The organism is Ectobacillus sp. OTK, from assembly GCF_059698935.1.
On sequence record NZ_AP048547.1, the window covers coordinates 5,389,872 to 5,405,293 of the forward strand.

11 protein-coding genes, 1 pseudogene and 1 riboswitch are annotated in these 15,422 nt (G+C 43.5%); of the genes and pseudogenes, 2 read left to right on the plus strand and 10 right to left on the minus strand.

Features of this window, described 5'->3' with window-relative positions; genetic code table 11:
* Nucleotides 1–349 precede the first annotated feature (349 nt).
* The 10 genes and pseudogenes from AC6HZ4_RS26660 to nagE all read right to left on the minus strand — a co-directional run bounded on the left by AC6HZ4_RS26660 (nucleotide 350) and on the right by nagE (nucleotide 13,214).
* Nucleotides 350–1,342, minus strand: coding sequence for an ABC transporter permease (locus AC6HZ4_RS26660; RefSeq protein WP_497495846.1), 993 nt, complete (start codon nucleotides 1,340–1,342; stop codon nucleotides 350–352).
* Complete coding sequence (locus AC6HZ4_RS26665; RefSeq protein WP_497492926.1) at nucleotides 1,335–2,252, minus strand: ABC transporter ATP-binding protein; 918 nt, start codon at nucleotides 2,250–2,252, stop codon at nucleotides 1,335–1,337. Before AC6HZ4_RS26665 ends, AC6HZ4_RS26660 begins: the two co-directional genes overlap by 8 nt.
* Nucleotides 2,249–3,064, minus strand: a complete 816-nt coding sequence (locus AC6HZ4_RS26670; protein ID WP_497492927.1) for an SGNH/GDSL hydrolase family protein — start codon at nucleotides 3,062–3,064, stop codon at nucleotides 2,249–2,251. Before AC6HZ4_RS26670 ends, AC6HZ4_RS26665 begins: the two co-directional genes overlap by 4 nt.
* 191 nt (nucleotides 3,065–3,255) lie before the next feature.
* Nucleotides 3,256–4,182: a homoserine kinase gene (gene thrB / locus AC6HZ4_RS26675; RefSeq protein ID WP_497492928.1), complete on the minus strand. Its 927-nt coding sequence runs from the start codon at nucleotides 4,180–4,182 to the stop codon at nucleotides 3,256–3,258.
* A gap of 235 nt (nucleotides 4,183–4,417) precedes the next feature.
* Nucleotides 4,418–5,713 (minus strand): homoserine dehydrogenase, encoded by a 1,296-nt coding sequence (locus tag AC6HZ4_RS26680; RefSeq protein WP_497492930.1) that lies wholly within the window; start codon nucleotides 5,711–5,713, stop codon nucleotides 4,418–4,420.
* A 128-nt stretch (nucleotides 5,714–5,841) separates the two neighbouring features.
* Complete coding sequence (gene metA / locus AC6HZ4_RS26685; protein ID WP_497492931.1) at nucleotides 5,842–6,747, minus strand: homoserine O-acetyltransferase MetA; 906 nt, start codon at nucleotides 6,745–6,747, stop codon at nucleotides 5,842–5,844.
* Nucleotides 6,728–6,901 (minus strand): annotated as a pseudogene (locus AC6HZ4_RS26690) (PLP-dependent transferase); the annotation flags it as partial. The gene metA and the pseudogene AC6HZ4_RS26690, both read right to left, overlap by 20 nt.
* Nucleotides 6,902–7,037: 136 nt before the next feature.
* Nucleotides 7,038–7,143, minus strand: a riboswitch (SAM riboswitch).
* 66 nt (nucleotides 7,144–7,209) lie between these two features.
* Entirely contained in the window at nucleotides 7,210–8,610 is a 1,401-nt protein-coding gene (gene selA, locus AC6HZ4_RS26695; protein WP_497492932.1) for an L-seryl-tRNA(Sec) selenium transferase, read from the minus strand.
* Between the two features lie 5 nt (nucleotides 8,611–8,615).
* Nucleotides 8,616–10,475, minus strand: coding sequence for a selenocysteine-specific translation elongation factor (gene selB, locus AC6HZ4_RS26700; protein WP_497492933.1), 1,860 nt, complete (start codon nucleotides 10,473–10,475; stop codon nucleotides 8,616–8,618).
* An 801-nt stretch (nucleotides 10,476–11,276) separates the two neighbouring features.
* Nucleotides 11,277–13,214 (minus strand): N-acetylglucosamine-specific PTS transporter subunit IIBC, encoded by a 1,938-nt coding sequence (gene nagE, locus AC6HZ4_RS26705; RefSeq protein ID WP_497492934.1) that lies wholly within the window; start codon nucleotides 13,212–13,214, stop codon nucleotides 11,277–11,279.
* Between the two features lie 263 nt (nucleotides 13,215–13,477).
* Here nagE and nagA point away from each other — a divergent pair, with 263 nt between their 5' ends.
* Nucleotides 13,478–14,668, plus strand: coding sequence for an N-acetylglucosamine-6-phosphate deacetylase (gene nagA, locus AC6HZ4_RS26710; RefSeq protein WP_497495847.1), 1,191 nt, complete (start codon nucleotides 13,478–13,480; stop codon nucleotides 14,666–14,668).
* Nucleotides 14,668–15,405 carry a glucosamine-6-phosphate deaminase gene (gene nagB, locus AC6HZ4_RS26715; protein WP_497492936.1) on the plus strand — a complete coding sequence of 246 codons (738 nt, stop codon included), beginning with the start codon at nucleotides 14,668–14,670 and terminating at the stop codon, nucleotides 15,403–15,405. Before nagA ends, nagB begins: the two co-directional genes overlap by 1 nt.
* The last annotated feature ends 17 nt before the right edge of the window (nucleotides 15,406–15,422 follow it).

The following is a 15,422-nucleotide window of genomic DNA, read 5'->3' on the forward strand; positions in this document are numbered from 1 at the left end:
AAGACAATAGGAGCCAATCTGCATATGTATCATATACATAAAGAAGAGGTCGACCTTAAGAAATCGACCTTGTTTAACCTAAGTTCGCCCAAATTAGTTCGGCTTCCATGAGTTGCATTCGAGTATTATGCATCGCTTAGATTAGAATGGGTCCTCTGTTCATACCGAGCGGCGGCAAGGAGAATCCCTCTAGCTTGTAAGCCCTATTCATGATGATAGCCCCGAAAGAGACCACAAGGGGTTGCATCTCTTTTCTCCTCATGAATGAATAGGGATTCGTATTACCCGAACAGTACAGTATATGAACAAACTTATCTGCAGGACACGGACAAGTTCCTTAATTTCTCACCTAACTTGTCATATCCTGCTTCGTAAATACAAAGAATGCAACAAACAGCGAGATTGCCGCCCAAATCGTTAAATTCAATAAGGAAAAACTCATGGATAGCCCCTTTAATGCCGGGAGCTGTCCAGATAGGTAATCGGTAAGCGATAAGTTGACGCTGAAAATATACTTCGCACCTTCCCAGGACGTCGCAAAGTTGCTTAAAATCCCCCCGGCAATTAAGCCTGCAAGCATGACCCCCATGCCAGCTGGCGTATTGCGAATGAGCACCGAAATCATAAAGGAAATCGTCCCGGCCACGATCGCTACAAACCAAGCCAGTCCATATGCCATTATGATGTACATCCATTGCGGAACGAGATGAACGAAGTTTGTATTCAGACTGTCATTTTCGATTACAAATCCCGTTAGGACGGGAAGGGTCCATCCGGAGTAGCCAAACACAACCCCCGATAGGAGATAGGCAATGATGCCGACAAGCAGCAAAATAAGCGAAACAAATAGCACCATCGTTACATATTTGCTGAGAAGCACCTTCCACCTTCGAACCGGCCTGGTCAAAAGCATCTTAATTGTTCCATCACTCCGCTCGCCCGATACAATATCAATGGCGACAATCATGACAAGCAGCGGAACAAATAGAGTAATACTTTGCTCAATAAAGGCTCTTGTAAAGGTTGGGGCTCCCGGTGCATTTGGATTAATATCATGGTCCAAATAATACTGCTGCTGCTCAACACGCACCTTGAGCCATTCACGCCACTCCTCCGGCAAACGCGAATTGTTTAGACGGTTTTGCGTATCAACAATTTGCTGCTGCAGCGACACTCGCCAATCACTTGTACCAAGGCGCTTCATTGTTGTTTGCACTTCTCTATACTGTGCATATACAAAAATAGGGATTAACACAAGCAAAATCAGTAGTATAACAAAGACTCTCTTTTTTCGATAAATCTTCTCTGACTCGTTATAAATTAAATGCAAAAACTCACGCAATTCCTTCATCTCCCGTCAGCTCCATAAACAGATCCTCCAATGTAAAAGCAACCTCGCGTACACTATGGACAGCTACGCCATTTTCAATGAGCTGCTTATTGTACATACTGATTCGTTCAGTCGGCATGCGGCATGTGATGATATTCTGCTCCACTGCAAGCTCGTTCACTTCTGCTGAGCCTTTTAAAATACCTTCTGCTTTTTCGACCGGTGTTACAATCCACTCTACTCTGTCAGCTGCTTTTTTCACTAAATCCTCAATAGTAGACACGGTAATCATTTTTCCATGGTTAATGATGGCAACCCTGTCACACATCATTTGCACCTCGCTCAACAGATGACTAGAGATAAACACACTAATCTGCTCCTCTCGTACAAGACGATGAACAAATTCGCGCAATTCCCGAATGCCAGCTGGATCTAAGCCATTTGTCGGTTCATCCAGGATTAACAGCTTAGGATTACCAAGCAATGCCTGCGCGATGCCGAGGCGCTGCTTCATTCCAAGCGAATATGTTTTGACTTTGTCGTGAATACGATTGTCTAAATGCACCATATGAACAATCTCATGAATCCTCTCGTTTGTTACATCCCCAAGCATACGTGCAAACTGCTTTAAGTTCTCCCAGCCCGTTAAATAAGTATACAGCTCTGGGTTTTCCACAATACTTCCAATTTGCCGCATCGCTTTTCGAAATTCCTTACGTACATCATAGCCCGCAATCACAATGGTGCCCTCTGTCGGCTTAATGAGCCCGACAAGCATACGGATTGTCGTTGTTTTCCCAGCTCCGTTTGGCCCTAAAAACCCGAATACCTCTCCTTGCTGCACCTCAAAGGAAATATTCTCTACTAACGTCTTCTTCCCAATGATCTTTTTAAGGCCTTTTACAGAAAGCACCGCTGTCATTGATCCGTCACTTCCTTTCCATCGATGCCTAGCTGACTCACAAGATTTTGCAGCAAGCGGTTAGCTATTAAAGAATATCCATTTTCATTCGGGTGGAAATGGTCAGAATACAATAATTCCTTTCCGCGGCTGTGGAACAAGTCAAATACCGGAATAATATGTACATTTGGATATTGCAGCGCTGTTTGCTCTAAAGAAGCATTCCAGTTCACAACAACAGCTGAGGAGCCGCGCAATTCTGGAACATCCTCAAACGGATTATACAAACCTATCCAAAAAATCGGACAATCTGGATTTGCCTGACGAATTTTCGCTATAATTTGCTTCGCATTTGCTTGGAACGTTGCTTCGTCTGGTCTATATTTCGTAAGATCAAGATTTCCGAGCGCTTCCCAGCCTGGGAACAAATCATTTCCACCAATTGTAAAAACAATCACATCCGCTCGCCCTAGAGAATACTGTACACCTTTTTCAGACAGCTGCTGTAGTAAATCTGGCATTTTAGCTCCGCTTATTGCAAGGTTCGTGAGTGCGGTCTTTTGTTTATACTCGTTTTCTAAACGATTACGTACGCGGCCAATATAGCCAATTGCTTCTTTATCACCAACACCGCGTGTTAAAGAGTCCCCTAGACTCACGAGCTGCAGATTTTTCTTGTTTTTCTTTGCCGTGGTTACTTCTTCACTAGTTTTCGGCATACTAGAAGCCTTCGGGTTCAGTACGTCATTCACGCCAGCTATGAATCCGTACAGAAACAAACCAAAGGATGCAACCATAGCTGCGAGCAGCACCTTAATAAGGATAGGTCTCATGCTTCATCGACTCCATTTTTTCTATATAATGAAAACATTCCCAATTAGCGTTATTATAGCAAACTGCAAAAGAGAAACAAAAAAATATGATGACACGGTAAATGAGTGCAAGAACCATTCTAGATACACTTGGCCTCGTTTTAGCTTAAGAGCATTCGCTTACCTTTATACAAAAAAACACCTTAAAAGCATTAGCCTTTAAGGTGTGTTAACGTGTTAAAAATAACCCGTACGCCTTCGTTTACGATCTGAAGCGCTTCTACCGCACAGTTTGGGAAGTGCGCCTGCAGCTCTTTGCTGACAAGCTCTCCCGCACCCTTGCGAACGAAGCAAAGTACAGTCGGACCTGCGCCGCTTAGTGCATATCCGTATACATCCGGATGGCTCGGAAGCTTCTTGAGCGTCTGCAGCTCGGCTACCAGCGGAGTGCGGTACGGCTCATGGAATAAATCACGTTTCATTGCTTCTCCCGCAAGCTTCCAGTCTTCCTTTAGAAGCGCAGCTACAAGCAGATTACTAACACCGCTTCCCTGAATCGCTTCCGCATAGGAAAGCTGGCTCGGAAGCACGTTACGTGCATCGGATGTTTTTAGTTCATAGGAAGGGATAATCGCTACAAGCTCCATGTCTGTAATGGACTGCTGTACAAGGGCTGCATATTGTCCATCGTATGTACCGACGACAAGCCCGCCGTACAGAGAAGCTCCTACATTATCAATATGACCTTCCATAACACATGCAATTTCCAGCTTTTCCTGCATAGACAATTGCAAATCGCAAAGCACATTTGCAATCTCAATTCCCGCAATAATCGCAGAGGCGCTGCTGCCGAGACCGCGCGTCAGCGGAATATCGCTTTCTACTTCCAGGCGGCAGTACGGTAATGTTTTTTTATATTCGTATGCAACCTCTAAAGCAGTCTGAAACAGCAAATTGCTTTCATCAGAAGGTGTCCCTTCTAATGCTGGGGACTTTGCCACGCAACGCCATACAGTATCTTCATAAACATCAACTATTAAATATTTACTTACCGCAAGGCCGATAGAGTCAAAGCCCGGGCCAAGATTGGCCGTGCTTGCCGGTACTTGGACGGTAAACATGGGACCGTTTGCTGTCATTGGAAAACAACTCCTTCGGCATGCTCGAACATGATTCTCTCATCGTTCGGCAATACACTTGGTTCAATTTTCTTTGTATTTATGCGATATCTCCTATCCAAACAGTTTTGCCTGTTTTGATTCCGCATACTTATACCTTATTTAAAGTGCTACGAAATGCGCAGCGGGCTGTTCTGTAAACCATCCTTCCTTTTGAGAAGGCTGCCTAGTACTGCGCGCTGCCATTTCCTTTTTATTACTTTCCTTCTCCCTCAATGCGATAGCTTGCCTTCACACCTTGTACAACGTTTAAGCCTTCTAGACGCTGTAAAATGGATTTATAGCTTGTAAGAGAAGTTCGGTGCGTAACAAGAACGATTTCCGCAGTTCCTTTTTCTTCAAGAGGCGTTTGAATAATCTTTTCAAAGCTTGCCCCATATTCAGAGAATAACGATGTGATCTGTGCAAATACCCCTACTTCGTCCTTCACATGAATACGAAGGAAGTATTTCGCTGTAATTTCATCCTCATTCTTGAGCACCTTTGGATATTGCGGTGTTACAGTATTATTGCCATTTACGCCTAATCTCATATTTCTCATCACCGCTACTAAGTCAGAAACGATTGATGTTGCTGTAGGAAGACTGCCTGCCCCAGGACCATAGAACATCGTCTCGCCAACTGCTGCTCCGTACACATACACGGCATTGAACTCGTTTTGTACAGCCGCAAGCGGATGCGTATTTGGAAGCAGCGTTGGTTCTACGCTTACCTCAAGCTTTTCGCCATCACGCTTGGCAAGTCCAATTAGCTTCATTGTATAGCCAAGCCCTTGGCTGTACGCTAAATCTTCCTCTGTAATAGATGAAATTCCCTTCACCCTAACATCCTTCAGCTCCACATTTGTAGAGAAGCCTAGTGTTGCAAGGATTGTCATTTTACGCGCCGCATCCAAGCCCTCTACATCTGAAGTCGGGTCTGCTTCTGCAAATCCAAGCTCCTGTGCTTCCTTTAATACATCCTCGTAGGCTCTTCCTTCATTTGACATTTTCGTCAAGATGAAGTTCGTTGTTCCGTTCACAATTCCCATCATTTTCGTAATTCGGTCTGAGGAAAGTCCGTCCACAATGGTGCGAATAATCGGGATACCGCCGGCTACACTTGCCTCGTAAAATAAATCACATTGATTTTCCTTCGCTACGGAAAGCAGCTCAGAGCCGTACACAGCCATTAAATCCTTATTGGCTGTTACAACGTGCTTTCCATTTTGCAATGCGCGTAAAATATGCGCCCTTGCTTCCTCAAGTCCGCCCATTACCTCAATAACTATATCAATATTCTCATTATCGATGATTTCCGTTGCATCCTTAGTGAGCATATCAGGGGTAATTTGGACATCTCTTTCTTTTTCTAAGTTTTGCACTAAAATTTTCGTAACTTTGACAGGACAACCGATTTGATGAATAAGACGGTCTTGATGATCATTAATAATCTTGACCACCCCGCTGCCAACTGTGCCGAGCCCTAGTAAACCAACCCGAATTTCTTCCACTGTAGTCCACCCCTTTTTACAAAATGATATTTATGTGCAATTATATAATTTCATGTCGTAAAAAACAATATATTGTCAACATTCTGAATACTATTTATGAGTTTAACGTAAAGAAAACGTTACCACCTTCATAAAATGAATGGAGTCTCCTGATATACGTAATAATTGAGCCAGTTGGAAAATAATAAATTCCCATGGCTTCTCCACTTCACAATCGGTTTTTTAGATGGATCATTGTCCCGGTAATAATTTTTTGGAACCTCAATTTCTAACCCTCTGCTTATATCACGATCATACTCTTTCTTTAACGTATCTCGCCCATATTCACTATGACCAAACACAAAAATGTTCTTCCCTTTCGTATCAGCGGCAATATGAACGCCTGCTTCTTCAGATTCTGCCAAAATTTGCAGCTCTGGTACTTTGATAATGTCCTCTTTGCGCACCTCTGTATGCCGAGAATGAGGCGCCCAAAAGTATTCATCAAATCCGCGCATAAGCTGCACGTGCTGCACCTTTACCTCATGCTCAAAAACACCGAATATTTTCTTCTCAAGCGGGTATTTCGGAATGCCATAGTGATAATAAATACCGGCTTGTGCACCCCAACAAATGTGAAGAGTGGATGTTACATGGGTTTGTGTATAATCCATAATACGTTTTAACTCTTCCCAATAATTCACATCTTCAAACTCCATCGTCTCTACCGGAGCTCCGGTAATTACGAATCCATCAAATTTCTCTCCTTCTACCTCGCTGAATGTTCTATAAAAGCTCGTTAAATGCTCCTGTGACACATTTTTTGACGTATGTGATTCCATATGAAGAAGATGAACGTCAACCTGCAGCGGCGTGTTGCCAAGAAGACGCAGCAGCTGTGCCTCTGTTTCCTGCTTCGTTGGCATAAGATTCAAAATGGCAATTTTGAGCGCACGGATATCCTGATGCTCCGCACGTTCCTTCGTCATAACAAAAATATTTTCCTTCTGTAGGACTTTGCCAGCCGGCAAGTCTTTATCCACGATGATAGGCATACTCTTTTCCTCCGGATAATGCTTGATGTAAATCTGCAATAAAATCTTCCACCTCTTCAATACCGACGGACAAACGAATTAAGTCAGGTGCGACTCCAGCAAGAACCTGCTGTTCCTCCGTCATTTGGCGAGGTGTTATACTCGCCGGGCGAATCGATCCTCGCTTCCATGCCTCCCCCATTCCCGTCCCCTTCTTTCCTCGATATATACTTTCTTAAGATATAAAAAAACTGCTCCTTTTCCCGCAGGTAAAAGAAGCAGTTATGTCCAAAATCATCCGGCTCATACCTCTCTTATCTTTCAGGAAATATACCTGCAGGATTTGGCACAATTCCGTTTTACGGCTGTTGCCAAGGCTTCATAGGGCCTGTTCCCTCTGCCTATTCTTGATAAGTCGTATGTCATTCATTAGTGCTGATTGTATCGAAATTAAGCGGCACTGTCAACCTGTTTTTTGAATGTTTATACTATTTGTTCAAAGGATGCGATAAGCAGCTCCATTTCGTTCTCCTTTACAGTCCGAAAGTCTAACAATAGCTTGCCATGCTGGATCCGACCGATAACCGGAACTTTGGAACTTCGCAATTCCTCCGCAAGCTGGGCAGCTTCCTTAAGAAAATGCTCAACTGCGACAACATACGTCGGCAGCTCTACATCGGGCATCGTACCGCCGCCGATCATTGATGTACTTTTTTCCAGATTGCATCGGTATTGCTCCAATTCAGCCATTCGTTCGATAAACCGCTGCGCTCTCTCCTGAATTGGCTCCGTGCCTTCTAAAATATCATGGACAGCCGGAATGCTCCTCACAGCCGCTTCTCCCTTTACATACGAAGAAAGTGTTGCCTCTAGTGCAGCCAATGTCATTTTATCGACGCGAAGCACACGCGCTAATTGATGGGATTTGAGCTTGGCAATCAGCTCTCGTTTACCAGCGATAATCCCTGCCTGCGGACCGCCGAGCAGCTTGTCGCCGCTAAACGAGACGAGGTCAGCTCCCGCTGCAATTACCTCGCGTACAACTGGCTCGTCTCCAATTCCAAAGTGCCGGTAACCAAGAATATCGCCGCTCCCAAGGTCCTCATAATATAAAACATGCTCATGCCGGCGCCGCAATGCAATGAGCTCCTCTGTAGAAACACTTTTTGTAAATCCAACAATTTTAAAATTGCTCGTATGCACCTTCATAAGCATCGCAGTTTCCTCGCGAATCGCCTTCTCATAATCATACAAATGCGTTTTATTTGTTGTCCCGACCTCTCTCAATTTGGCACCACTTTCTTCCATAATAGAAGAAACTCGAAAGGATCCCCCAATTTCTACAAGCTGTCCGCGTGATACAATCACTTCCTTCTCACTAGCTAAAGCGCGCAGCACAAGATAAACGGCTGCTGCATTGTTATTTACAACCATCGCTGCCTCGGCGCCCGTGACGCGGCAAAGCAGCTGCTCCGCAACATCATGGCGTGAGCCGCGCTTTCCAGTATCAAGCTTGTATTCCACATTTGCATACGAAGAGGCCACCTTGACAACATGAGCGGCCGCCTCCGGGCTTAGCCGCGCCCTCCCTAAATTTGTATGAAGCACCGTACCGGTTGCGTTAATAACACGCTTTAAATAAGGTGCTGTCATCCGCTGCGCCGCCTCATCAACCCTTTTAAAAACTAGTGCCGTCAGCGTATCCCTATCTTGTCCGCCATTCCATCTTTCTGCTAGCATATCCTCGCGAATGGCTTGCAGCTGCTCCTGCAATAAGGAGGTAAGCACAGCCTCCTGCAAGGAATACTCCGCAAGCAGCTCCGCAAATTGCCCAGACCGCTGCAGCTCGTGAATCGGCGGAAGCTGCCGCAAATCATTTATCATCCTGCTCATCTCCACTCCCGCTCATTTTCGTTTCGCCTTGTATATCCCAGTTCATCAAGAAGCTCTAGAAAAAGAATAAGCGTTTTTCTCGAAAGCTGTAAAACCTCCTTTGCCTGTTGTACCGTAAAGGACATACGTGTTTCTTGCTTCAGCCGTTCAAGATAGCCATGCACAACACTAGCTGACACAGCCTGCTGACCCAATTTGTACAAGCTGCCAGACTGAAGCAAATAATAATATAAATCCTGCCCCTCTTGTTCTGGAATGCCTGCCGCCTTCATATATTCCTGCCATGCCTTCGTCTGCAAGCCATCTTGTTCGAACGTCTGCAGAGCCTGCTCCATACGCTTTGCCCATTTGATTGGAAATTGCGGTATAAAGGAAGAAATCGCAATATTTGGGCCGGTTATCCTCCATTCATTCCCATAGTGTTCAAGGACATAATCAAGGAGCCGCTTTGGGTAGGCAGAAAGCCCCTCTAGCAAAGCTGCCTTATTCATACCAAATCGAAGCGGATGTGCTTCATGATACTCGGATAGTGTGGACTTTAGCTCTGCCGCCGCACACTCCACAATATCAGCTAATGTGTAAAGGGAGCCAATCACAAGCAGAGAGGGAGAAATCTCAGACCAATCCTGCTCTGAAAGAGAAGTACGCCTCATTAACTCGGCCCGGCTGAGGAGCTTGTCGTTTCGGAGCGCTTCCTTCACCCTCTCCAATGGTGTGCCCTCCTTCTTCGCTTGAAGCATCCGCACTGTGGCTTCCCCAAATTTATAGCGGCTTCCTTGCGCATCCAAAACCATACCGCCTCCAATTGTCTCAGCTGGAGATGGGCGCCGCAGCACAAAGCGATCTCCGCGGCGTGCCGCGATTGGGCTCCCAAGCCGCAGCTGGCATAGCAGCTCAACACCGCCCTTGTCTATCTCGTTCCGGTCAAAAAAGATGAGCGTACCCATTACCTCTGAAGTTCCAATATGACATTTAACAGTGCTGCGCTGCTTCACGGGATGCTGCAACTCATTCACAAGCCGCAGGGAAATATCAATTGTATTTGTGACAGGGAATCCCTTATCCGCTGTCAACACATCGCCTCTTTGTATCGTCTCCTTATCCGCTCCTGTAATATTAAGCGCCACCCGCTGCCCAGCTGATGCTGCCAAGCATATTTGATTGTGCACCTGCACCTGCCGTACCCTGACAGCTTTTTGCTGCGGCAGCAGCAGCAATTCCTGCCCCTCCCGCAGCGTACCTTCAAACAAGGTACCGCGCACAACCGTACCATGACCCTTTACTGTAAATACTTGATCAATTGGAAGACGTCCCGGTCCGGCTGCATTACGCGGCTTTCCCCCTTCGAGTCTCGCCCGTATAAGCTGCTTTAGCTCCTCAATTCCCTGCATCGCGATGCTATCAACAAAAACAACCGGTGCCTTCGCAAAGCCCGTACCGTGAAGCTCCGCCCGAATATCCTCCTCAACCATCTCAAGCAGCTCTTCCTCTGCACGATCTGCTTTTGTCACCACAACAATACCGTCCTCAATTCCGAGCAGCGAAAGAATGTCCAAATGCTCCTTTGTCTGCGGCATCACACCCTCATCCGCCGCAACAACAAGCAGCATTAAATCAATGCCTGCCGCCCCAGCAATCATTTGTCGGATAAACCGTTCATGCCCGGGTACATCGATAATGCTTACCGCTATGTCCTCCTGCTGAAAGAGCGGAGCAAAGCCCGGCTCAATCGAAATATTCCGCTCCTTCTCCTCCTTCAGCCTATCCGTATCCACACCCGTTAATGCCTTTGTCAAAGTCGTCTTGCCATGATCGATATGGCCGGCCGTTCCGATTGTAAAATATCGCTTGCTCACATCGTACCCCTCTTTACTATTTCATCTAGCTTCCACTTTACTGACAAATAGTATAGCTTGCAAGGTTGGGATGCTGAGGGCATAAAAAAGCAAACGAAATTATCGTTTGCTCAGGGGTCTTAATCTTGCTCATCCTTCTCTTAATGTTTAATTACAAACAACGCCATAAAGCACCAAAATTGGTACAAGTAAAAAGAAGGGAGTTTTTACACTTATATTGAATGTAACTAGTATAAAAATCATGCTTCTGAAACTACTTTCTAAACCCCAACAATCCATTTATGAATCACGTCTATTTTATTTCCAGCCTCTATAACAACTAGTATCATTCTCTCAAGTCATACACTACATACTTCATTTTCAAGTCATTGATACATAAGCTTATATTAGAAGGATTAGGGAATTTGTGTTAAAAATGGGTATAAAGAATTATGAAGATAATAATTTTAATGAATTGGAGTGTTATTTACTAAGTTTCTTTAGGCTTTCCCTACAAAAACGGAACTGTTTATCGGCAATGTCCATTCTATTTAGACACAAAACCATATGAAACCCGTTACATATTATAACAAAAATAATGATATTTCGACGAAGCTGATTGGGGACCCTTTACGATCTTCAAAACTTGCTCAGCACTTTGGCAATGTCCGAGCTGTAAAACCAATTCAGATTCATTCCCGGAATGTTGTATCATTATCTCTGCCTTCAATGGTTTCTTCTCTAACAAAGCTTATATGAACAAAATATTAATGGCCACTGCCGTACGTACGGTCAGTGGCCCGATAGTCTTGTTTCAGAACATCAAGAATTAACTACTGTTTCTTTATTGGAAATTGTAATAACATCCGGCGTTCCTTGTTTTTGTTCCCCTAATTTCTGCAAATTGATTTCTTTGCTATCCATTAAATTTGTAAATATAATTGGCGTCACAATAGAAGGTGCGTTTTGTTGTAAATAGCGGCGGTCAATCTTTATAAGCTGTTGGCCTTTTGTTATTTTTTGACCAGCCTCGACAAATACAGTGAATCCTGCACCGTCCAATTTCACGGTATCCAATCCAATATGAATGAGGATTTCATATCCGTCTTTTGTTTTTAGACCAATGGCATGTTTAGTTGGAAAGATATTTACAACCTCACCATCAACCGGCGAAATCAAAGTATCATTAGTCGGTTCGATTGCAAAGCCATCTCCCATCATTTTAGATGAGAATACTTCGTCAGGCACATTACTTAACGACATAACGTTTCCTGCAAAAGGAAGGATAAAATCAATTTGTCCTAAGCTAGCAGTATCTTTCTTGCTAGGAACAGAAGAGGCATTCTTTTCCCTGGAAATCACAGTCTCTTCTCTTCTAATCCCATTTTTCACGAGTTGCTTCATTGCCTCCGCAACAAATTGAACGTTCGTTCCCACAATAACTTGTAAACTTTTTGTGTTCAGCTTCATAACACCGCGAGCACCATGTTTTTTTAATGCGGCCTCATTTACTTTTGTCATATCAGCTATAGTTAAACGTAAACGTGTTGCACAATTGTCTATAGATGTGATATTTTCTTTTCCGCCAAGGTCTTCAATAAAATAAGCACCCATGTCTGTATGTTTATCACCAGTCTGAATTGTCATTTCATGTTCGGGTCCCTCTTCCTCAACTTCATCTTCACGTCCAGGTGTTTTAATATCCAGCTTTTTAATCAAGAAATAGAAAATTCCAAAGTAGAGTACTGCATAGATAACACCAATAACTAAGATCAGCAGTGGTTTTTGAGCGATTCCGAAATTTAGGATATAGTCAAGTGCTCCGGCTGAAAATCCAAAGCCATGATGAATATCCAAGGCTACCATAAGCCCCATAGAAATACCTGTTAAAACAGCATGAATTCCATACAACACTGGTGCAATAAACATAAACAAGAATTCAATTGGTTCTGTAATACCAGTCAAAAAGGAAGTAAAAGCGAGCCCTATTAACATACCTGTAACTGCTTTTCTTCTTTCTTTCTTCGCTGCGGCAATCATTGCGAAGGCAGCAGCAGGCAATCCAAACATCATGATAGGGAAGAAGCCTGTCATGAAGGCCCCAGCAGTCGGGTCTCCTGCGAAGAAGCGATTTAAGTCCCCTGTTGCTCCATGGTATTCGCCAAATACAAACCAAACTAAGCTATTTAGTACGTGATGTAAACCTATTGGAATCAGTAGGCGATTGAGTAATCCGAATACCCCTGCTCCTAATGCTCCAGCCCCTGTAATCCAGTCACCAAGAGCATTAATACCTGATTGGATAGGCGGCCAAATGATACCGAATACCCCTGCTAATATCAGCATGACAAGCGATGTTATAATTGGAACAAAACGTCTTCCCGCAAAAAAACCGAGCCATTCAGGAAGCTTCATATCATGAAAACGATTATATAAGACACCGGCAACCGCCCCTGAGATAATCCCTCCGAGGATCGCCATATTAATGTTTTCATTAATAGCAGCGGTTCCTTTTGTAAGTACAAAGTACCCGACCGCCCCCGCAAGTGCTGCTGCACCATTTCCGTCCTTCGTCAACCCAACAGCAATTCCAAGTGCAAATAGTAATGCTAAATTTGCAAACACAGCATCTCCCGCCGCTGCCATAAACGGAATGTTTAATAAATCTTTTTGGCCTAAGCGCAGCAATAGCGCTGCTGCTGGTAAAACAGCAATCGGCAGCATCAATGCTTTTCCAATTCTTTGTAAGAAGTTCAACATAGATTTTGGCTCCTTTGATGATAATATTAGAAAACGCTTTCCATGGATACATACTAGCACCTAAATAATATAGTTGTCTATACCAAAATGAAAGAAAAATATTCCTCCTAATAAAGATTCCTCTTTAACATCTTAATTAAAACCCTCTAAATTATAGGTTTTTCATTTAAAATCACTAATATAAATCAATATCAAAGGACTAGACAACTAGATTCATTTTGTATACACTGTAGTAAACCATCCACAAAAAAGGAGCTTAAATGATGCCTAATAATGGAGCACTTATTATTGGTAATATAACCGTTTATGCAGAAAACCACACATATCCAAACGGCTATATCAAAGTAATCAATGGGCGAATTGCTGAAGTTGGACCTATAAGCGAGCTAGTGGAAGAAGATAAAAGCAAGATGATAACACTTTCTCCAAGATTCAGCTTACTCCCAGGTATGATTGATGTTCATATTCATGGTGCCGCTGGCGCGGATACTATGGACGCAACAGAGGAAGCGTTAGAAACGATGGCAGCTGCCCTTCCTCAAGAAGGAACAACCAGCTTTCTCGCAACCACAATGACACAAACAAAGAATGCCATCGAAAAGGCGCTAACAAATGCAGCACAATTTATTGAGGAAAAGCAGGAAGCAGGAAAGGCAGAAATAGTAGGCATTCACCTGGAAGGTCCTTTTATTTCTCCAAAACGCGCAGGAGCCCAACCGCCTGATCATATTATAGAACCTGATCCCGCTCTATTTAAAAGGTGGCAGGAGCTGGCTAAAGGCCACATTAAGCTTGTTACATTAGCTCCTGAAGAAAAGAATGGATTAGCATTAACTTCCTATTTAAGACAAACAGGCGTCACAGCCTCAATTGGACATTCTGATGCAACCTATCAAGAGGTTGATGAGGCGATTCATGCAGGTGCCTCACATGTTACTCATCTCTTTAACGGAATGCGCGGATTGCATCATCGTGAACCAGGTGTTGTTGGTGCTGCATTATTACGCAATGAGCTGTTTACTGAAATCATTGCTGACGGCATTCATGCCAGACCCGAAATGATTCAACTCGCCTATCAACAAAAAACAAGTAGACGAATGATTTTAATTACAGATTCACTCCGCGCAAAATGCTTAAAAAATGGAACATATGATTTAGGCGGACAAGCAGTGCGTGTGGATGACACAAAAGCAACCCTCGCAGACGGAACGCTTGCAGGCAGTATTTTAAAAATGAAAGATGCAGTTAAAAATATGATTTCCTATACGCATTGTACACTAGAAGACATTATCGAAATGACAGCCGTCAATCCGGCAAAACAATTGAATATTTTTGACCGCAAAGGAAGCATTGCCGCAGGAAAAGACGCGGATTTCGTAATAGTAGACGAATATTTAGAAGTTGTAATGACATTTTGCCGAGGAAAGCTCGCTTATCAAAAGGAGGAAAAATAATGAAAATTATTCAAGTGAAGGATTATAAGGAAATGAGCCAAAAAGCTGCTGGGGTTATCATTCATAAAGTGAAGCAAGGAAATCGTATAAACCTTGGATTAGCAACGGGCGGTACACCAAAAGGCTTATATGAAACAATGATTGAAGATCACCGAAAAAATGGAACATCCTACCAGAACGTCACAACATTTAATCTAGATGAATACATCGGCCTGGAAGAACAAAATCCAAATAGCTATCACTATTATATGGCGGAGTCTTTATTTAACCATATCGATATACCGAAATCACAAACCTACCTTCCAAACGGACTTGCTGATGATTACAATTATGAATGTGAACATTATGATCGGCTTATTGAAGAGTTAGGCGGTATTGATCTTCAAGTATTAGGAATTGGACAAAATGGGCATATTGGATTTAATGAGCCTGGAACACCTTTTCAATCATCCACCCATATCGTTACGTTAGAAGAATCCACGCGAAAGGCAAATGCCCGCTATTTTAACACAATAGACGATGTACCAACACACGCTATTACAATGGGCATCTCCTCCATTATGAGAAGTAAGGAAATTTTGCTCTTAATATCAGGAGAAGAAAAAGCTGATGCCATGCAAAAATTACTTCAAGGAGAAATAAGCGAAGACTTTCCTGCCTCTGTGTTAAAAAGGCATAGCCATGTTACAATTATAGCAGACCAGAAGGCATTATCAGGTGTGTTGGTAAGCCCCTGAAAGGAGAGAAATAATCT

Bases quoted from the DNA above. Each gene is read 5' to 3' on its own strand.
- nagA (WP_497495847.1), top strand. From the start codon at position 13,478: ATGCCTAATAATGGAGCACTTATTATTGGTAATATAACCGTTTATGCA.
- AC6HZ4_RS26670 (WP_497492927.1), bottom strand. From the start codon at position 3,064: ATGAGACCTATCCTTATTAAGGTGCTGCTCGCAGCTATGGTTGCATCC.
- selA (WP_497492932.1), bottom strand. From the start codon at position 8,610: ATGATAAATGATTTGCGGCAGCTTCCGCCGATTCACGAGCTGCAGCGG.
- nagE (WP_497492934.1), bottom strand. From the start codon at position 13,214: ATGTTGAACTTCTTACAAAGAATTGGAAAAGCATTGATGCTGCCGATT.
- metA (WP_497492931.1), bottom strand. From the start codon at position 6,747: ATGCCTATCATCGTGGATAAAGACTTGCCGGCTGGCAAAGTCCTACAG.
- AC6HZ4_RS26665 (WP_497492926.1), bottom strand. From the start codon at position 2,252: ATGACAGCGGTGCTTTCTGTAAAAGGCCTTAAAAAGATCATTGGGAAG.
- thrB (WP_497492928.1), bottom strand. From the start codon at position 4,182: ATGACAGCAAACGGTCCCATGTTTACCGTCCAAGTACCGGCAAGCACG.
- nagB (WP_497492936.1), top strand. From the start codon at position 14,668: ATGAAAATTATTCAAGTGAAGGATTATAAGGAAATGAGCCAAAAAGCT.